The organism is Paenibacillus cellulositrophicus (assembly GCF_009363095.1).
GTDB classification, from domain to species: domain Bacteria; phylum Bacillota; class Bacilli; order Paenibacillales; family Paenibacillaceae; genus Paenibacillus_AQ; species Paenibacillus_AQ favisporus.
In genome coordinates, this window is record NZ_CP045295.1 from 5,360,582 (window position 1) to 5,377,998 (window position 17,417).

19 protein-coding genes and 2 riboswitches are annotated in these 17,417 nt (G+C 56.1%); of the genes, 15 read left to right on the forward strand and 4 right to left on the reverse strand.

Annotation, left to right across the window (positions count from 1 at the left end):
- The first annotated feature begins 115 nt into the window (after positions 1–115).
- The 10 genes from GCU45_RS24505 to GCU45_RS24550 all read left to right on the forward strand — a co-directional run bounded on the left by GCU45_RS24505 (position 116) and on the right by GCU45_RS24550 (position 9,195).
- Entirely contained in the window at positions 116–340 is a 225-nt protein-coding gene (locus GCU45_RS24505; protein ID WP_152401195.1) for a DUF5957 family protein, read from the forward strand.
- On the forward strand, positions 321–719 hold the full coding sequence (locus GCU45_RS24510; RefSeq protein ID WP_152401197.1) for a DUF6220 domain-containing protein: 399 nt from the start codon (positions 321–323) through the stop codon (positions 717–719). Before GCU45_RS24505 ends, GCU45_RS24510 begins: the two co-directional genes overlap by 20 nt.
- 101 nt (positions 720–820) lie before the next feature.
- Entirely contained in the window at positions 821–1,723 is a 903-nt protein-coding gene (locus tag GCU45_RS24515) for a LysR family transcriptional regulator (RefSeq protein WP_152401198.1), read from the forward strand.
- Between the two features lie 177 nt (positions 1,724–1,900).
- Positions 1,901–2,695, forward strand: a complete 795-nt coding sequence (locus tag GCU45_RS24520; RefSeq protein WP_152401200.1) for a DUF2935 domain-containing protein — start codon at positions 1,901–1,903, stop codon at positions 2,693–2,695.
- Between the two features lie 232 nt (positions 2,696–2,927).
- Positions 2,928–4,040 carry a Gfo/Idh/MocA family protein gene (locus GCU45_RS24525; RefSeq protein ID WP_105441635.1) on the forward strand — a complete coding sequence of 371 codons (1,113 nt, stop codon included), beginning with the start codon at positions 2,928–2,930 and terminating at the stop codon, positions 4,038–4,040.
- 55 nt (positions 4,041–4,095) lie between these two features.
- Positions 4,096–4,848, forward strand: a complete 753-nt coding sequence (locus tag GCU45_RS24530) for a sugar phosphate isomerase/epimerase family protein (protein ID WP_152401202.1) — start codon at positions 4,096–4,098, stop codon at positions 4,846–4,848.
- A 91-nt stretch (positions 4,849–4,939) separates the two neighbouring features.
- A complete protein-coding gene (locus tag GCU45_RS24535; RefSeq protein ID WP_152401204.1) occupies positions 4,940–5,875 on the forward strand; it encodes an AraC family transcriptional regulator in 936 nt (311 codons plus the stop codon).
- Between the two features lie 33 nt (positions 5,876–5,908).
- Entirely contained in the window at positions 5,909–6,964 is a 1,056-nt protein-coding gene (locus GCU45_RS24540) for an oxidoreductase (RefSeq protein WP_152401206.1), read from the forward strand.
- A 27-nt stretch (positions 6,965–6,991) separates the two neighbouring features.
- Complete coding sequence (locus tag GCU45_RS24545) at positions 6,992–7,816, forward strand: sugar phosphate isomerase/epimerase family protein (protein WP_152401208.1); 825 nt, start codon at positions 6,992–6,994, stop codon at positions 7,814–7,816.
- A complete protein-coding gene (locus GCU45_RS24550) occupies positions 7,816–9,195 on the forward strand; it encodes an MATE family efflux transporter (RefSeq protein ID WP_089545972.1) in 1,380 nt (459 codons plus the stop codon). The genes GCU45_RS24545 and GCU45_RS24550 overlap by 1 nt, the downstream gene beginning before the upstream one ends.
- Before the next feature lie 40 nt (positions 9,196–9,235).
- Here the strand turns inward: GCU45_RS24550 and GCU45_RS24555 are convergent, their stop codons facing one another.
- Entirely contained in the window at positions 9,236–9,865 is a 630-nt protein-coding gene (locus GCU45_RS24555) for a hypothetical protein (RefSeq protein ID WP_152401210.1), read from the reverse strand.
- 483 nt (positions 9,866–10,348) lie between these two features.
- Positions 10,349–10,536, forward strand: a riboswitch (cyclic di-AMP (ydaO/yuaA leader).
- Positions 10,537–10,623: 87 nt separating this feature from the next.
- Positions 10,624–10,788, forward strand: a riboswitch (cyclic di-AMP (ydaO/yuaA leader).
- Positions 10,789–10,971: 183 nt separating this feature from the next.
- Here GCU45_RS24555 and GCU45_RS24560 point away from each other — a divergent pair.
- On the forward strand, positions 10,972–11,787 hold the full coding sequence (locus GCU45_RS24560; protein WP_167527211.1) for an alpha/beta fold hydrolase: 816 nt from the start codon (positions 10,972–10,974) through the stop codon (positions 11,785–11,787).
- A 161-nt stretch (positions 11,788–11,948) separates the two neighbouring features.
- Here the strand turns inward: GCU45_RS24560 and GCU45_RS24565 are convergent, their stop codons facing one another.
- The gene (locus tag GCU45_RS24565) at positions 11,949–12,794 is read right to left on the reverse strand and encodes an SDR family NAD(P)-dependent oxidoreductase (RefSeq protein ID WP_425281223.1); all 846 of its coding nucleotides are present in this window, start codon (positions 12,792–12,794) and stop codon (positions 11,949–11,951) included.
- A 275-nt stretch (positions 12,795–13,069) separates the two neighbouring features.
- Here GCU45_RS24565 and csaA point away from each other — a divergent pair, with 275 nt between their 5' ends.
- Together csaA and GCU45_RS24575 are read left to right on the forward strand one after the other, a co-directional pair.
- On the forward strand, positions 13,070–13,399 hold the full coding sequence (gene csaA / locus GCU45_RS24570; RefSeq protein ID WP_076170310.1) for a chaperone CsaA: 330 nt from the start codon (positions 13,070–13,072) through the stop codon (positions 13,397–13,399).
- Between the two features lie 30 nt (positions 13,400–13,429).
- Positions 13,430–13,942, forward strand: coding sequence for a DinB family protein (locus GCU45_RS24575; RefSeq protein ID WP_152401215.1), 513 nt, complete (start codon positions 13,430–13,432; stop codon positions 13,940–13,942).
- Positions 13,943–14,000: 58 nt separating this feature from the next.
- Here the strand turns inward: GCU45_RS24575 and GCU45_RS24580 are convergent, their stop codons facing one another.
- Complete coding sequence (locus GCU45_RS24580; RefSeq protein ID WP_152401217.1) at positions 14,001–14,879, reverse strand: LysR family transcriptional regulator; 879 nt, start codon at positions 14,877–14,879, stop codon at positions 14,001–14,003.
- A gap of 183 nt (positions 14,880–15,062) precedes the next feature.
- Here GCU45_RS24580 and GCU45_RS24585 point away from each other — a divergent pair, with 183 nt between their 5' ends.
- Positions 15,063–16,283 (forward strand): MFS transporter, encoded by a 1,221-nt coding sequence (locus tag GCU45_RS24585; protein ID WP_167527212.1) that lies wholly within the window; start codon positions 15,063–15,065, stop codon positions 16,281–16,283.
- Positions 16,284–16,351: 68 nt separating this feature from the next.
- Here the strand turns inward: GCU45_RS24585 and GCU45_RS24590 are convergent, their stop codons facing one another.
- On the reverse strand, positions 16,352–16,690 hold the full coding sequence (locus tag GCU45_RS24590) for a VOC family protein (RefSeq protein WP_089550074.1): 339 nt from the start codon (positions 16,688–16,690) through the stop codon (positions 16,352–16,354).
- A gap of 150 nt (positions 16,691–16,840) precedes the next feature.
- On the opposite strand from GCU45_RS24590, the gene GCU45_RS24595 reads away from it, so the two are divergent.
- On the forward strand, positions 16,841–17,308 hold the full coding sequence (locus GCU45_RS24595) for a GNAT family N-acetyltransferase (RefSeq protein WP_152401221.1): 468 nt from the start codon (positions 16,841–16,843) through the stop codon (positions 17,306–17,308).
- Positions 17,309–17,417 lie beyond the last annotated feature (109 nt).

A 17,417-nucleotide genomic window follows, 5' to 3' on the forward strand; every position in this document is an offset into this window, starting at 1 on the left:
TCGCTGCTACAATAAACTCCAGGCGGCAAAACACGGGTGCGCCGCAGACCATCGCAATTCATTGCCTTCATTGCGGTCAATGCAATGGAAGCAATTCAACGGGGGAGGGGTGATTATGCTGAAGCAGCGCCATGTGATCAAAGTACTGCTGGCTGCCGTCGGCGGCGCTGCCTGCGGCATCTTTCTGTCAACCATTATTGCCGCTCTCGGTTATCTGATCCATGACCGGCCGGCCGGGACACCTTATCTTCCGCTGATCATGGCTGCGTTGTTTGCGGGGATCGCCGCGTTGACGTCCGATTATAAGGGAGGAAAACCACATGACAAGCATCGATCTTAATCCATCTAAAGATAAAATTTCAGGGGGCAGACGGATTTCCCGGGGCATCTTTATGGGGCTGTCCTGGATATTGGTCGCATGTATCACGATTCAGGTGTACATCGCAGGGTCGGCTGTGTTCCAAAATCCGGTGAACTGGCGGCTCCACGAAAACTTTGTTCATTTTTTTGGGTTTGCCCCGCTTCTGATGATCATTTTTGCCATTACGGGAAAATGCTTTAAAGGCAGCGCGTGGCTCAGTTTGGCCATGTTTGTTCTGATCGACTTGCAGTACATGACGGCGCATGTGCCTGCGCTGGGCGCCATCCATCCGGTGATGGCCCTCGTGCTTATCCTGCTGTCGTTGTACACCGCACTGCGAAGCACACGGCGGCAGTAATGCGGAATTTATGCCAGAACAGTTGTGGAGGGGACCGGTGCCCGGGTATACTTTGAAATAAACGAAGATCATATCGTTGTTTCAAAGAGAGGGCTGTAGCATTGACCTTACAACAGTTAAAATACGTCATCGAAGTCGCCAACCGCGGGTCCATGAATGAAGCGGCCAAACGGCTGTTTATTTCGCAGCCAAGCCTGTCGAATGCGATCAAGGATCTGGAGGAAGAGCTGAACATTACGATTTTTGAACGGACGAACAAAGGGATTACCCTGTCCAAGGAAGGCGCCGAATTTCTCGGCTATGCCCGGCAGGTGACCGAGCAGGCAGAGCTGCTGGAGAGCCGCTATATGAACGCCAAGCCGTCACCGCAGCATTTTTCCTTATCGACCCAGCACTATGCGTTTGCCGTCAATGCGTTCGTGCATTTGGTCAACGAGTATGGGCAGGACGAATACGAGCTGGCGCTGAGGGAAACGAAGACCCATGAAATTATCCAGGATGTCAAAAGCCAGCGGAGCGAAATCGGCATTCTGTACCTCAATGAATTCAACAGCAAGGTCATCAACCGCCTGCTGAAGGACGCCAATTTGAAATTCACGAGCCTGTTTACGGCCCGGCCTCATATTTTTATCAGCGTCCATAACCCGCTCGCCAAGCAGTCTATTGTGACGATCGACCAGCTGCAGGATTATCCCTACCTGTCGTTTGAGCAGGGGGAGTACAACTCCTTTCACTTCTCCGAGGAAATTCTGAGCACACTGACGCATCCGAAAAGCATCCGGGTCAACGACCGCGCCACGCTGTTCAACCTGCTGATCGGACTGAACGGTTATACGATCTCAACCGGTGTTCTCAGCGCCGACCTGAACGGGAACGAGATTATTCCTGTGCCGCTCGACTGCGACGAGACGATCAATGTCGGCTGGATCTGCCATCAGAATGCGGCGTTGTCCAAGCTGGCGCTGGAGTATATCGAAGCGCTGCACCAGGCGATTTCCGATTGATCCCTAATTTTGAAAATATGGATGAAGCGCCGGGACGTAGTCTCAAGGTATGATTTTTTGCAGCCACGCTTGCCGCTGTATGCGGCGGGGGTGGTTTTTTGTAACGCATAAGTTGGGTGCTCCATCTCATATATTGTCCAGTGACGGATGGTTATTGATGGGAGGGATACGCCTGCAATGAATGAAGAGGCGCTCTTTGAGCACAGGTTTTGGCTGCAGATTTTGGGGGATCATGCCCGTTTTATCTACAACGCGCTGGCTTCGAAGGAAGTCAAGGACGTACAGACGGCGGCTTCGTTCGTCCAATGGTTCGACCGGCTGCTGGGACAGGCGCGCTCGTTCCCTGAGGGACAGCCGCTGACGGAGCTGAACGAACAGGCGAATCAGGCGGTTCATGAACTGCGGGCGTTTAAGCTGGATCTTCTCGACCGGGTGCTGCAGCGCAAAGTGGTCATCGGGTTGTCGCCAACATTTATCAATCATATGGTGAACGAGCTGGAGGAATATGAGCGCATTCTCGCTGAGCTGTTAAAGGGAAATCCGGTTCCCCGTTATCACCCGCTGCATCACGATCTGCTGTGGCTGCCTGACGCGGCTTTTCACTCGGCATCGATCGCTTCGGATCTCGACGGGGTGGAGCGGAGGCTGATCCAGAGGAGCAAGGAATTTGAGCAGCATTTCAACGAATTTTATTTGAAGGCGCTTGAGCTTGTAGGATACTTGCGTACGCTTCGGACGACCTACCCGGCGGTGAAAAAGTTCCACAGCGACGTGGACCTGGAAATGTCGGCGTTTATGAACTTTCTGCTGGAGGTCGAGGAGCTGGACATCAGCGCCGAGCTGCTGAGCAGGCTGAACAGGCTGGTGCCGGACCATATGTTCCGGGAAGAATGCTATTATTTGCAGAAGCTGTCCCAATTCGGTGAGGTGCCGCGTCCTGATTGCGACCCGGCAAAGCCGAGGGTGGAGTAACGCCCCAAGGGATTGATCATAAAACCACTTTAGAATGCCTCTTTGCTCTTCGGGTATGTCCCTGGTGCCGGGAGGTTTTTACTCCTGAACACAAACCGGCTAGCTGCGGACAGGGATGGATAATATCAAATAAATCCAGTTTATTTGCGCTGCAGTCCATTGAGTTCGACCGGGCGATGCGTGATAATGAGGGCACAAGATCACTACCAAACGAAGAGAGGTTGATGTATTCGTGCGTAAAGTCAAGGTTGGCGTCATCGGTACCGGCATGATCAGCACCGTATATCTGAAAAATTTGACCGGCATGCTCGACCATATCGTCGAGGTCAAAGCCGTAGCGGATATGGTTCCGGAGCTCGCGCAGAAAAAAGCGGAAGAGTTCGGCGTTCCAAATGTGTACACTGTGGAGGAGCTGCTGGCCGATCCGGAAATTGAAATCGTTCTCAATTTGACGGCCCCCGCCGCGCATGCCCCGCTGAACCTGCGGGCACTTGAGGCCGGGAAGCATGTGTACACGGAGAAGCCGTTTGCCCTCAACCGCGAGGATGCCGATGAGGTTCTGGCTCTGGCCGAGTCCAAAAACCTGCTTGTCGGCTGCGCGCCGGACACCTTCCTCGGCGCCGGCATCCAGACCTGCGTCAAGCTGATCAATGACGGATGGATCGGCACGCCTTATGGTGCAAGCGCTACGATTATCATGGGGAACGCCGCGGGCGGCATGCATCCGAACTTCCGCAACTTCCTGAAGCTGGGCGGCGATCCGATCATGGATATGGGGCCTTACTATTTGACGGCGCTGATCGCGCTGCTCGGACCCGTACAGAGGGTAACGGGATCCGCCCGCCAGCTGCATCAGGAGGTCGTGGTGGACAATCCGAAATCGCCGGCATTCGGCCAGACGGTGCCGGTGGAAGCGCCGACGAACGTATCGGCGGTGCTGGACTTCCACAGCGGCGCGGTGGCTACCCTTCAGGCGGCCAAAGAGGCATTCGGCTATTCGCCGCGGCTGGAAGTGTACGGCACGGAAGGCATTCTGTACGTTCCGGATCCGAACTTCTTCGGAGGCGCCGTATCCATCCAGTTCCCGAACGGGCAGACGAAAGAGATCCCGCATTCCCATCCGTATGCCGAGGAAGGACGCGGCATGGGCGTAGCCGACATGGCTTATGCAATCCAGTCGGGACGTCCGAACCGGGCAAGCGGCAAGCTGGCGCGCCATGTGCTGGACATCTCGCTCGGCATCTTCGAAGCGTCACAGCAGGAGCGCCACATTCACTTGGAATCCACGGTGGAACGTCCGGCTCCGCTGCCGCTCGGCCTGAAATACAACATGCTGGATCTGTAATAATCACCGCACGGAGAGCCTGTCCCATTTCAAACCAAGAGAGGATGCATAGATCATGACCAAATTTCCCGTCGCCGTACAGCCATATACGGTTCGCGAACAATTAAGCAAGGATTACATAGGCACGCTGGAGAAAATCGCCGCCATCGGTTATCAGGGCATTGAGCTCGGACGCCCGCCGGAAGGCATCACCGTGGCGGAGCAGAAGGCGCTGCTGGACCGGATCGGCCTCAAGGTCATCGGAACCCATGCCGGATTCGATACGTTTGATTTCAATCCGGACGACATCGCGGATTATCTCGAGGAGGTGGACGGCGGTAAATTCGTGGCGCTCTCGCTGCGTTTTGCGTCCCGGGACGAGGTGCTGGCGAAGGCCGCCAAGCTGAACGAAGCGGGCGAGAAGTTCCGCCGGCGCGGGGTTCAGCTGCTGTACCATAACCACGACTGGGAGTTCGCCAAATTCGACGGCGAATACGCGCTCGATATTTTGCTCCGCGAAACCGATCCTTCCTTGGTTCAGATGGAGCTGGATACGTATTGGGTCAAGCGGGGCGGTGAAGATCCGGTGTCGTACCTCGCCAAGCTTCAGAACCGGTGCCCACTGCTCCATATCAAAGATGTGGAAGCCGGCGAGGAGCAGTTTTTCGCCGAAATCGGGGAGGGGATTCTCGATTTCAAGGCCATCGCCCAAACGGCGCGGGAGGTAGGAACCGGCTGGCTCGTCGTCGAACAGGATCAGAGCCGGCGCGATCCGCTGGAGAGCCTGGCGATCAGCTACCGCAATTTGCAGGGACTCGGACTGATTTAATCATTTATTTTCTTAGAACGAACATCGAATGGGCCTGAAAAGGAACCGAAGCTAAGACTCCACTTCGTGGGGGATGAGGAAGGGAACTGCCATGAATATAACGGAAAGCCAATCCAGCCGGGCGGCCTCGCATCTTGTGCACCTCCCGAGGATCCATATCGTCGGGGACATCGTCAAGAAGCCCGGCACCTCCCTCGGCCCGCGGCGGATTCACGATTACGAGCTGCTGTATTTTCCGGATGGGACGCGCAGCGTCTACAGGGTGGAGGGGGAGGCATACGTCCTGCAGGAACCGAGCTTTATCGTGACCAGACCGGGCGAATACCACGCCTATGAATACGACCCGCAGCAGCCGGCGCGGCATCTGTTCATTCATTTCGGATTTCCGGAAAATGCCGGGACGGAGGCGGCGCTTCCACTCCTTGCGCCCAGCGGCCCGAGCTGTATTCCGCTGGACGAGGAGCTTCCGGTCGGCATGATGAAGCAAATCATGCATATCGCCCATGCCCATACGGACCGGATGCAGAGCCGCGGGAGCTCGCTTCTATGGTCGCTGCTGACGGAAATCAGCGGCCACCTCTTCGACGAGCCGCTGACGACGCCGGCCAACCGGATTCCTCCCCAAATCGTCAAGGCGCTCGATTATATCGACAAGCATTTGGGAGAGGCCATTTCGGTGGAAATGCTGGCGAGGCGGATCGGCTGGTCGCATGAGCATTTCTCCAGGTCTTTTGTGCAGTATATGGGCCGCACGCCGCGCGATGCGATTATTCAGAGGCGGATCGAGCGCGCCTGCCAGCTCCTGCTGTACGAGGAGCACAGCATCAAGGAGGTCGCCTTTGCGGTCGGATTCTCGGATGAAAATTACTTCAGCAGGGTGTTCAAAGCCGTGAAGGGACTCACCGCCAGCCAGTACCGTAAAAAGTATTACAATCCGATGTACCGGGATTTGGTTCCGGTCAAGGAGTCGGAATCACTGTATCCGGTCAACCGGATTCTGTATAACATCGGGGCCGGCGAAGGTTAAACATTCGCCTGGCTATATAGGAGAGTGATGCGAATGAAGGAGAAGGTGAGGACAGCGGTGGTCGGTTACGGATTCGCCGCCAGGACGTTTCACTGCCCGGTCATCACGGCCGTACCGGAGCTGGAGCTGGCGATGATCGTCCAGCGCAGCGGCCATTCGTGCCTGCAGGCTTACCCGTCCGTCCGGGCTGTACAGGACGTCCGGGAAGCCTATGAGGATCCGGACATCGACTTGATCGTCATTACGACGCCGAGCACGGCGCACTATTCGTTTGTCAAGGACGCCCTGCTGGCCGGCAAGCATGTCGTCGTAGAGAAGCCGTTCACGCCGACGACGGAGGAAGCGGACGAACTGATCGCGCTGGCCCAAGATAAGGGGCTGGTGCTCAGCGTGTTCCATAACCGCCGGTGGGACGGCGATTACCTGACGCTGCAGGAGGTTGTCCGCCGCGGTCTGGTCGGCCGGATCACCGAAGCGGAATTCCGCTGGGACCGGTTCAGCCCGAATGCCGATCCCAGCCGCTGGCGGGATGCGGGGGCCGAAGGGTCCGGGACGTTCTATGACCTGGGCGTCCACCTGATCGACCAGGCGCTGACGCTGTTCGGGCTTCCGGACAGCGTGCAGGCGGAGGTGCAGACGCAGCGGGAGCGGACGCTGGCCCCGGACTATTTTGACGTATCGCTTGGGTATCCGGATGGGCTGAAGGTGTCGGTAAAATCGACCCTGCTGGCCCGGGATCCGGCTCCGAGATACCGGTTGTACGGGACGGAGGGTTCGTTTGTCAAGTATGGAGAAGATCCTCAGGAAAATCTGCTGAAGGCCGGCAGGCTGCCGGGATCGCCCGGATGGGGCGAAGAGCCGCAGGAGATGTGGGGAAGCCTCGTGGCAAACCGGGACGGCCTGCAGTTTACGGGGCGTCTGAAGACGATTCCGGGATGTTACGACGCCTATTACCGCAACGTGGCGGAGGCTATCCATGGTGTGTCAGAGCTTAGCGTAAAGCCCGAGCAGGCCCGGATGGCGATCCGTGTCATCGAGCTGGGCATGCAGAGCCATGCCGAGCAGAGAAGGGTGCCATTTACCCCTTAACTACTTACGGAAAGAAGGAGATCAAGCTTGTTTCCTTTTAAATTGTCATTGAATACATCTACACTCCTGCCTTACGGACTCGGCGTCAAAGAGCAGGTCCGCGTGGCGGCGGAAGCAGGCTATGAGGGCATCGAGCTGTGGGTACGGGACATTGAAGCTTACCTTGCAGAGGGCGGCGAGCTGCAGGAGCTTAGACGGTATATCGAAGACCATGGACTGAAGGTGGCGAACGCCATCGCCTTCTGGGCTTGGGCCGACCGTGATCCTGAAGCGAGACAGCGCGGTTTCGATCAAGCGGAGAAGGAAATGGAGATGCTGGCGGAGCTGGGCTGTCTCGCGGCGGCGGCGCCCCCCTTCGGACAGGTTGACCACGTCACGCTGGACGAATTTGCCGCTTCCTTTGCCAAGCTGGCCGAGTTGGCCCGCCGGATCGGCATAGAGCCCTATCTTGAATTTTGGGGAAAAGCGGCCCGGCTGAACAGCCTGAAGGATGCGATTTACGTAGCTCAAGCCAGCGGGGTGGCGGACGCCAAAATTCTTATCGATCCGTTCCACATGTACACCGGCGGCAGCGAGCTTCGGGACCTTGAAGGCTTGCCTGGGAACCGGATCGGCATCGTCCACGTGAACGATTATCCGGCGGCGCCGTCCCGCTCCGAGATCCAGGACGCCCACCGGGTATTTCCGGGAGACGGCATCGCTCCGTCCGGAGCGCTCGCCAGAACGCTGGCAGATGCGGGATATGAGGGCTACCTGTCGCTGGAGCTGTTTATGGATAGCTACGGCGGGTTGACCGCCCTGGAGACCGCGAAGCTTGGCATTGCCAAGATCCGGGAGGCTTACGGCCTGTAATGTCCAGATCCATCGCGGGAGACAACCCCGTTAGCAAGCTGTCGCTGCTTGCGATTACGTGGCCGATTTTTGTGGAATCGGCCCTTCAAATGTTTCTCAGGACATCGGACACGTTCATGCTGAGCAAGGTGTCCGACGGCGCGGTTGCGGCGGTCGGCGTCGCGAACCAGATCATCATGTTTGCGGTGCTGATGTTCAATTTCGTGGCGCTCGGCTCTGCGGTGGTCATCTCGCAGTATTTGGGTGCACGCAGGCAGCATGAAATCGGCCGGCTGGCCGGGTCCTCGCTGGCGCTTAACTTCCTGTTCGGCCTGGTTGTGAGCGTCATCGTCATGATGCTCAGCGGGCCGCTGCTGCGGATATTCGACCTCGACCCTTCTCTGTTCGGGCAGGCGGAGAAGTATTTGCTCATCGCCGGTGGCGCCCTGGTCATTCAGGCGCTGCTGACCGCCGTCACGGCCATGATTCAATCTCATGGATTAACCCGGCAGACGATGGTCGTCACGATCGGCATGAACGTGCTGAATATTTTCGGGAATTACCTGTTTATTTACGGCCCCGGCGGCTTTCCGAAGCTGGGCGTCGTCGGGGTGGCGATATCCACCGCCTTTGCCCAGTGCGTCGGTCTGGCCGTCAATCTGGTGCTGCTACGCAAGGCGGCGGGCGTCTACATCCGCTGGAACGACCTGTTCGTGTGGAGCCGTGAGCATATCGGGAAGGTGCTTCGCGTCGGCGTGCCGTCCTCGGCGGTGTCCTTGTCGTACTCCGCCAACCAGTTTGTGACCACGGCCTTTATTTCGTCGCTTGGGGCCAGCGTGCTTGCAACGAAAATTTACACGCAGAACATCATGTTCTTCGTCATGATTCTGGCCGTCTCGCTGGGCCGGGGCGGGCAGATCATCGTCGGGCAGCTGGTCGGCGCGGGCCAGAGGGAAGAGGCCTACAAGCAGGTGATCCGGAATCTGATCCGCAGCGAGCTGATCACGCTGGCGGCCGTCGCCGTGCTGACGCTGTTCCGGCAGCCGCTGATGAAGCTGTTCACGACCGACCCGGACATTATCGCGATGGGAGCGGCCTTGCTGCTGCTGAGCTTTCTGCTGGAGCCGGGGCGCAACTTCAACGTTATCCTGGAACGGTCGCTGCAGGCCGCCGGCGACGCACGGTCCGCCATGATCGTGTCCATCACGGTGACCTGGCTCTTCAGCGTGCCGCTGACGTATCTGCTCGGCATTTATTGGGGATACGGCCTGTACGGCATCTGGGCGGCGTTTATTGCCGACGAATGGCTGCGGGGCATCCTGCTCTGGGTCCGCTGGAGGAGCAAGGCCTGGCAGCGAAAAGCGCTGGTGCAGCTTCGCAGCGAGGAGCAGGCGCTGTAGCTGCCCGTGCAGGCAGTACAAAAGAACCGCCACTCGGGGATTATCCGGGGTGGCGGTTCTTTGTGCTGGCGCCGAACAGGGACAGGTATGCCGAGGAGCGGCGGATCAAGGCGCGGGTATCCGTCGGGAACTCCCGGCCGAGCAGCGGGAGGCGGTTGACGGGAGCATTCGCCTGGACTTCCGTATCAAGGTCAACCGTCAGGCCGGAGATCGCAAGCGACGTTCCTCCCCCGATGCGCAGCGATGCTGCGGCTCCTTTGGCGTAAGCCGTACGGTTTATCTCGATAAGGCCGGCATCAAGGGATCTTCCCATGTGTTCGGCTGTTATGCGCGCGGTATGCTGCTCCAGGCGTGATCTGACATCAAGCAGCGCCATCAGCGCGAGCGGGTATTGATTGTGGTCCGGCTGCTTCAGAATGTTCATGGCCGTCGCGGTGATGGCTTCTTCCAGCGTTAGGCCGCAAATATAACGCAGGCAGCAGCCCCACCGTACCAAGTCGAAGGCTTGCTTGCCTGAGCACAGCAGGCCCTCGGCAAGCCCTTCTTCTCCCGAGTAAGGCAGCTTTACAATGCCGATCCGGCAATTTTCCAGCCAGCCCAGGCTGTGGTGCTGGTACCTTGGAAGATCGATTTCAAACAGTTCGATGGTGGAGATTAAAGCCCGGTTCATCGTGACATCCTCCTTGACCGTGATTTCATGGATACTCCCTGCCGCCTTGTTCCGGATCGACACGGCCAGTAGGGTTCCATACATGTGTCCGATTGGTAAACTATCCGCATCATACGTCCAAGGGATATCTTTGGCAAGAAGACGAGGCGGATTTTTCGGATCAAAACCAGCATCTTTCCAGCGCAAAGTCCAAAATTCCGGCAAAAAGCCGCTTTTTTTCAGCCTAGCGGCTTCAGCCCTATTCCGGCATTATATTCCGATCCAATGGGCGGGTTCAGCCATTTGAATGGCTTTCAGCCTTCAGTTATCCAGCAAAGCTAAGGAAAGCGGTAGGAAAGGCCGTAAAACAATGATTCCTACGGATTAGGACCCGTTTTCCCATCAGATCCCCAAATAAAGCAGGGAATCGTATCGTTTCCCTGCTTTACAGTTCGCCGTCCCAGGCGTATATTCATTTCATCATCCAATAGAGTAAGATTTGCGACTTGATGAACGCTGAATTTTCCGATGAAAAGCGGGGGAACCAATCGCAGTCCTCGTCCCACGGAGCTTTATGCTGGGGCTTGCGGCTTGCAGGGGTGAATCGGAGGCAGGATAATGCCTGTTTCCGTAGGGCTACTCTCACGGCCCGAATCCGTCAGCTAACCTCGTAAGCGTAGTTGAGAGCGGAGGAAACTGTGATTTGACGCATCAACACAGGGTATCTGCTCTGTGTTTTTCTGTGCGCTCATTTTGAAGGATGAAGCGTGTACATGGAATATGTCTATTCGCTGAATTTCCGCCGGAGGGCGGAAAGCGGGGGAACCGGTCGTGTCTGCAGCATCCGCTGCGGCCATATGGGGTGAATCTCGAAAGTGATGAGTAGGGCTACTCTTTGGCCCGAATCCGTCAGCTAACCACGCAAGCGTGTTAAGAGAGGCAGCTGTTATTCATGCAGATGGCAAGGCTTATTCGGCCTTGGATTTGGAAGCATGGAAGAGTGTCCTCTTTCCGGTGCTTCTTTTTTGTTGTTTAAACAAAGAGAAGCATCGATTCCCAAGCGGGCGGCGCCCGCGATTTTGCACAAACAGAGAAAACAGGTTATTTGGGAGAGAGGAGAACATGAAGTGCCTCAGATACAAGTAAACGGAACCACGTTATATTATGAAATTCACGGCAGCGGCACGCCCATCGTGTTCATTCACGGGCATTTGTCGTCCCATCATATGTTTGAGCCCCAGGTCGAATATTTCAGCAAGCGGGCAAAGGTGATTGTACTGGACCTCCGGGGTTACGGCAATTCGGGGAAGCTTGACGTGGAGGTCGGGCACATTATGGAAACCCAATGCAGCGATTTGTGCGAGCTGCTCAATAAGCTGCATATTTCGCAGGCGACGCTTGTCGGCTGTTCCAGCGGAAGCGTGCTCGCCCAGACGTTTGCCGCCCTTCATCCGGACCGGGTCAGCGCCCTGGTACTCGTAGACAGCTACTTCGCCGGATGCTTCGGGAAAAAGAACCATTTGCTGAATATTTGCGAGGCGTGCAGTTGGCTGTCTTATTATTTGCCTGCGGAGTTTTTCCTAAGGTCGCTGCGGGTGACGTATAACCGGTGGAGACCGGTCTACAGCATCCTCCGCAAGGAACTGTACCACAAGCGGCCGACAGAGTCGATCAAGCAGCGCATGGAGCTGCTGCGTATGGAGATGCCGGCCAATTTGGCACGGCTGCCGATGCCTGTGCTGTGCGTCGCAGGCAGCCAAAGCGAGTGGTTCGTCAAGCAAATGCAGCGGGCGGCCACCCTGTTCCGGCATGTGCAGCTGGCGACGATCGAGGATGCGATGTACCCGACCCATTTATGCCAGCCCCATGCATTCAACCGCATGCTGCTGGACTTTTTGATGGACCAGCATATTTACCGGACCCGGGAAGCCTATGGAGGATAGCCCGCGTTCATGGGATTTGCCTCGTGGGAAGAAAATCGCATCTTGAATCGCACTGGCCCTAACCAAACGATCTACTCGCTGTATTAGGCAGCAAGTTAACCGCCCGTTAAGAAGGCGGTTAACTGAGCTCTAGCGAGTATTCGTTTTTTCAATGAGACTGATTATATTAAAAAAGGAGGGATGAACCGTCCATCAATATCGGTGAATCCGTATTCCTGGGCAAGATCACCAACTTGTAGTACCAGTCCGTTTTTCTGTTTCACTTCATCATCCCCAGCCAGGGCTGACACCGCTCGCCCTACGTAATACGGCGACTCCGTGTGTTTCAGAGCATCAAACTCCTTCCAATGAGCTTCATCTGTACCGAAGTTCCTTAATACCAGTTCTGTTCTCATCCAGCCAGGGGAGACCGCTACCACGGTTATTTCAGTGCTTTTGAGATCATGAGCTAATCCGAGCACTGAGCGGTTAATGGTATTCTTGGCGAGGTCGTAATAGAAAGTTCCTAAATACTTATCCTGATCCTGAAACGTGGTATGTACGATCAATCCAGAATCAGCTTCCAGCATAAGCGGAATCGCATAATGGTTTGTCGCTATTTGAAGGCGTACTCCACTCTGAAACATAGCATCCCACATGTTCAGCGGATATTCCCAGAATGGTTTGGATTGTAAATTCACTTCCAAGTCATGCAGTCCCCAGACGTTATTCACAAGGATATGGAGCCGTCCTTGTTCCTGTCGGATTCTCTCGATCAAAGCTTGTGTATCCTCATCACGGGTATGATCGCAACGACATGCGTACGCCTCTCCTCCATGACTTCGAATCTCCTCCACAGTTTCATCGATACTGCCTGGAAAACCGTGTGTAGTCGTCCCTCGTAAACTTCTTCCGGATACATAAACTACTGCTCCGGCTTTCCCAAGTTCAACGGCAATCCCTCGTCCTGCTCCCCGGCTTCCTCCGGTTACGAGAGCGATTTTCCCAGCGAGTCTTTTCAAGTTCATCTACTCCTTCGCAGTTATTTATTTCATCATACTAAAGTAATATGTCATTAACTGTCGTATTTGAGGATAACGATTGATTATTGGAATAAATGAAAAGGCAAGCTTGAAAGTTAGGCTTTGGCTAATTTGTTATTTGCGGCTATATCGATAAAATACGTTATGGGAATCTGGGCTGCGGTGTGCAGCCTTTTTTAGGTTGGTGAAAGTGCTTGTGCCATCGACAGGCAGGGATATAATGGAGAGATACAATCATGGCATATGAAGGAGGAAAAGTTGTGGCAACCATCGAAGATTTGATGAAGCTGGACATTCGCATCGGAACGGTGGTCAAGGCGGAGCCTTTTCCGGAGGCGCGCAAGCCGGCGATCAAGCTGAGCATTGATTTCGGGGAGCTTGGGGTCAAGCGTTCCTCGGCCCAGATTACGAGAAGGTATACCCCGGAGCAGCTGGTCGGCCGCCAGGTGGCCGCCGTCGTTAATTTTCCCGTGCGGCGGATTGCCGGATATGAATCGGAAGTGCTCGTTCTCGGCGGAGTTCCGGAAGAGGGCGATGTGGTGCTGCTGGCCCCTGATGTGCCTGTCGGCAACGGCACGCCCATTGCTTGAACATTTTACAAAACGAAAGGATGGATACCGATGATTCTGCGCCCAGCGAAGGAAGACTACAACGAAGGTTTTGCCAAGTATGTCTCTCTCGTACCTGAGGGGAACCTCGAGGAGATTCTGAACGGGTCTCTGAACCGGACGACCGCGTTTTTTTCTGCACTGACGGAAGAAAAGGGGAACTATCGCTATGCGCCAGGCAAATGGAGCTTGAAAGAGGTGCTCGGCCATATTACGGATAATGAGCGCATCATGTGCTACAGGCTGCTCCGCATCGCCAGGGGGGACATCACGCCTTTGACCGGCTATGACGAGGAAGTGCTGATGGAAGGCGCAGCCTTCGACCGTTTCTCCATCGCCGAGCTTCTCGAGGATTTCGCCGCGGTTCGCCGATCCACGCTGACGCTGCTGCGGAGCATTCCGGACGAGGCCTGGACCCGCAAAGGTATCGTGAACGGTTATGATTCCACCGCCGCCGCTTGGGCGTATATTCTGACCGGACATGAAATCCACCATTATAACGTGATCCAGGAAAGATACATATAACTTCCCAAGGGTCAAAATTGGGCCGATTGCCGGCCATGCTGCGCGCCTCCAGCTCGCACTATGATTTGAGGCGCTCCTCGGCAAGATGAATAAAAGCCTGCGCAGCATGGCCCAAATATTTATCCGCCCGGTAAATGATGCTCATTTCCCTGTAGGGCGGATCATCATGGATGGGGAGTAACCGCAGCTTCGGATCGCCGATGGCTTCGACGAGCGTGGGCGTCTGAACGGTAACCCCCATGTTTTCCCGGACAAAGCGGAAGAGCGAAGGGTTGGACGTCGTTTCCACGACGATGTCCAGGTTAAACCCGTTCTTCCGGCAGTATTGCTCAACGAGCTCCCTTCCCCAGAACCCCTTGGGATACATAATGATCGGCAGGCCGTTCAGTTCAGTTAGGGAGACCGACTCCCTTCCGGCCAGCTCGTGTTCGGCAGATACTACCACGCCGTACTCCTCCCGGGGCAGGGACCGGACCACCAGCCGGTTGTCGTAAAGCGGCTTGAGCGAGATGCCGATATCGATTTCTGTACTAAGGACGAGGTCCGCCACATCGACGGCCGAGACGATCTTCAGCCGGACGTTCGGATACCGGTTGCGGAAATCGATGAACATCGGGGTCAGGCGGAAATCGAGCTCGGAAGGCAGCACGCCGACGCCGAGCGTACCGCCCTGGTGATGGCGAAGTTCGCCGATCTCCAGCTTGGCGTTCTGCAAATTTTGAAAAATTCCCCTTGCCTGCTTAAGCAGGACTGAGCCCGCATCGGTCACCGCAATCCGTTTGCCGATGCGGTCAAACAGAGGCATACCGACCTCCTCCTCCAAGGCTTTAATCTGCAGGCTTAAATTCGGCTGGGAGATGCCGAGCTTATCTGCAGCCCTCGTAAAATGCAGCTCCTCGCAAACGGCCACGAAATACTCCAGTTGTCTCAGTTCCAAGTTATTTCCTCCTGTTCATGAACAATAGATCACGGCGCACCGAAGTATAAGTAAACCCTAGAATGTGTGAAAACACGGATTTATCATTTGTATAACAAATTATTATTATAATTTCAATATAATTGATAAATGATCCCGCTCCCATTAAGATGTGATCAAATCGATCTGAGGGAGAGAGAAATAATGAGAAAACCTTCACTGTTTATGATGGCTGTCGCCTTCATTTTGGCCTCTTTAAATATGCGGCCCGCAATGAATTCCATCTCGCCCATGCTGCAAGCCATCCAGCGGGATTTGGGCATGAGCGCGTTGTCGGCAAGTCTGCTTACGTCCATTCCGGTGCTGTGCATGGGGATATTTCCGGCTTTTGCGGTCAAACTGGGCCAGCGTGCCGGGCTGGAGCGCGTCATCGGCTGGTCGATTGCGGTCATCGGCGCCGGTACGGTGCTGAGATGGTTCACCGGGTCGTCAGCATACCTGCTGCTAACCACCGTTCTGTCCGGGCTCGGGATCGCTGCGGCAGGTCCGCTGCTGTCCGGGTTCATTAAGCAGCATTTTCCCGCCAAGGTGCCCGTCATGATTTCGCTCTATACCGTCTCCATGGCGGTCGGAGCCGCGCTCGCATCGGGATTGTCCCTGCCTTTATCGGTCCGGGCCCATTCGTGGCAGGAATCGCTGGCGGTTTGGGCTATCCTCGCTGCCGTCGCCCTGCCGGTATGGTGGTGGTCGGTTCTCCGTCATACCCGTCGGCCTGCCCGTGCGGAGCGCTCGGCAAGGGCGGCCGGACTTCCCTGGAACAGCGCCAAAGCATGGGCTCTCACGCTGTCCTTTGGCCTGCTCGCTGTTCTGTTCTTTTCGGTCACGGCTTGGCTGCCGCCGGTCGTGGAACATATGGGATACGGCAAAGACTATGCGGCGAACATGCTTGTCCTGTTCTCCCTGACACAGATCCCCGTCGGCCTCCTGTTTCCGCACTTGCTCCGGCGTCTGCCTTCCCGACGCTTCTGGCTGGCGCTGGGCGCACTGTCGATGGCTGCTGGCTTCCTGATGCTCTGGATGTCCGTGACGCCGTGGCTGGCGGCGATTCTGATCGGCATCGGCCCCGGCGTGCTGTTCCCGGTCAATCTGATGATGCCGATCGAAGCGGTAGGCGATGCTCAGCAGGCGACGGCCTGGTCGGCCATGACCCAATCGGTGGGATACGTGATTGGCGCGATGGGACCGATGCTGCTTGGCGTGATCCACGACGCTGCCGGCAGCTATACGCTGCTCATCCCGGTGCTGCTGGCCGTCACGCTGGCCATGGCGGGGGTTCAGCAGCTGGCTGCGAAACCCGGAGCGGCGAAGGTGCTAAACAAGCAGCGGGCGAAGGAAAAGGAAACAGCCCTTCCCTTGGCAGAGTAAGGAAAGGGCCGTCGATGACGGAGCATCAGCCTGCCGGCTGGCAGTATAGATCGGGACGGGGGCAGGCTTTAGCAGAGGACCTCGACCGTAAACCCGCCCGGTGCCTCGACGTAGAACGTATACCCGTGCGCATGCTGCGGAGGCTTGACATCGTATCCGTCCTCCAGCAGCTTTTGGTTGATGCGGTCGACCTGCTCCTCGGTCTGCTGGGGAAAGCCAACGTGGAACGTTTTGGGGTACTGCACCTCACGACCCTTCATCAGCGTCAGCACAAACCCGTCATCATCGAAGAGCACCGCGAAGTTGTCGCCGCGGGCCGCCCGGCACTCCAGTCCGAAATAAGTTTCCAGAAAGGCCCGTGACGCCGCCACATCGGTCACCGTTAAATTCAAATGGTTGATTTTCATCATTACCGCCGTCCTTTCAAAATGGGATGACTTTCTTTGCTTACCCCCTTATTATATGACCTTTATGCAAGTGATAAGGTTTCGGTATAATGGGGGTTAAAAGAGGTGGGGTTCACGATAAAAACCCGTCACCTGGCAGGAGGCATCGGTATGGATATTCAGCTTCAAAAGGTGACAAGGGAAAATTGGGAGGAAGCCATTTCCCTCCAGGTTGCGGAGGAACAGGCCGGCTTCACCCCGCCGGTTGCAGTTTCGCTGGCCAAAGTCTACGTTAAACCCGATGGGGACAACGTCGACTATATCCCTTTCGCCATATACGATGGGCCGCGAATGGTCGGCTTTATAATGCACGCATGTGAAGAGAACACGGCGGATATGTACTGGATTAACGGCTTTTTGATTGATGAGCGCTACCAGGGCCAAGGGTACGGCCGGGCCGCCTTGACGGAGATGATCCGTTGGATCGTAAGCCGGTGGGACCGCTGCCGGGAAATCCGCCTGACCGTCCATGGGGACAACAGAATCGCCAAGCGTCTGTACGAGTCGGCAGGCTTTACGCCAACCGGGGCGGTATATGGGGAAGAAGAGGTATGGAGCCTGCCGGTCGCAAAAGGCTGATTCATCAGCCTGAATTTCATGAGGGCCGCAAGGTGGATAGGCTTGCTGGCGCGCAGATCTCTTGCCCCAGCCGGCAGTCTGTAATATAATGGGGAAAATTTCGTAATTG

Coding starts and splice junctions, on each gene's coding strand:
- GCU45_RS24595 (WP_152401221.1), top strand. CDS start 16,841: ATGGATATTCAGCTTCAAAAGGTGACAAGGGAAAATTGGGAGGAAGCC.
- GCU45_RS24535 (WP_152401204.1), top strand. CDS start 4,940: ATGAATATAACGGAAAGCCAATCCAGCCGGGCGGCCTCGCATCTTGTG.
- GCU45_RS24530 (WP_152401202.1), top strand. CDS start 4,096: ATGACCAAATTTCCCGTCGCCGTACAGCCATATACGGTTCGCGAACAA.
- GCU45_RS24540 (WP_152401206.1), top strand. CDS start 5,909: ATGAAGGAGAAGGTGAGGACAGCGGTGGTCGGTTACGGATTCGCCGCC.
- GCU45_RS24505 (WP_152401195.1), top strand. CDS start 116: ATGCTGAAGCAGCGCCATGTGATCAAAGTACTGCTGGCTGCCGTCGGC.
- GCU45_RS24510 (WP_152401197.1), top strand. CDS start 321: ATGACAAGCATCGATCTTAATCCATCTAAAGATAAAATTTCAGGGGGC.
- GCU45_RS24550 (WP_089545972.1), top strand. CDS start 7,816: ATGTCCAGATCCATCGCGGGAGACAACCCCGTTAGCAAGCTGTCGCTG.
- GCU45_RS24585 (WP_167527212.1), top strand. CDS start 15,063: ATGAGAAAACCTTCACTGTTTATGATGGCTGTCGCCTTCATTTTGGCC.
- GCU45_RS24520 (WP_152401200.1), top strand. CDS start 1,901: ATGAATGAAGAGGCGCTCTTTGAGCACAGGTTTTGGCTGCAGATTTTG.
- GCU45_RS24575 (WP_152401215.1), top strand. CDS start 13,430: ATGATTCTGCGCCCAGCGAAGGAAGACTACAACGAAGGTTTTGCCAAG.
- GCU45_RS24590 (WP_089550074.1), bottom strand. CDS start 16,690: ATGAAAATCAACCATTTGAATTTAACGGTGACCGATGTGGCGGCGTCA.
- GCU45_RS24565 (WP_425281223.1), bottom strand. CDS start 12,794: ATGAACTTGAAAAGACTCGCTGGGAAAATCGCTCTCGTAACCGGAGGA.
- GCU45_RS24555 (WP_152401210.1), bottom strand. CDS start 9,865: ATGAACCGGGCTTTAATCTCCACCATCGAACTGTTTGAAATCGATCTT.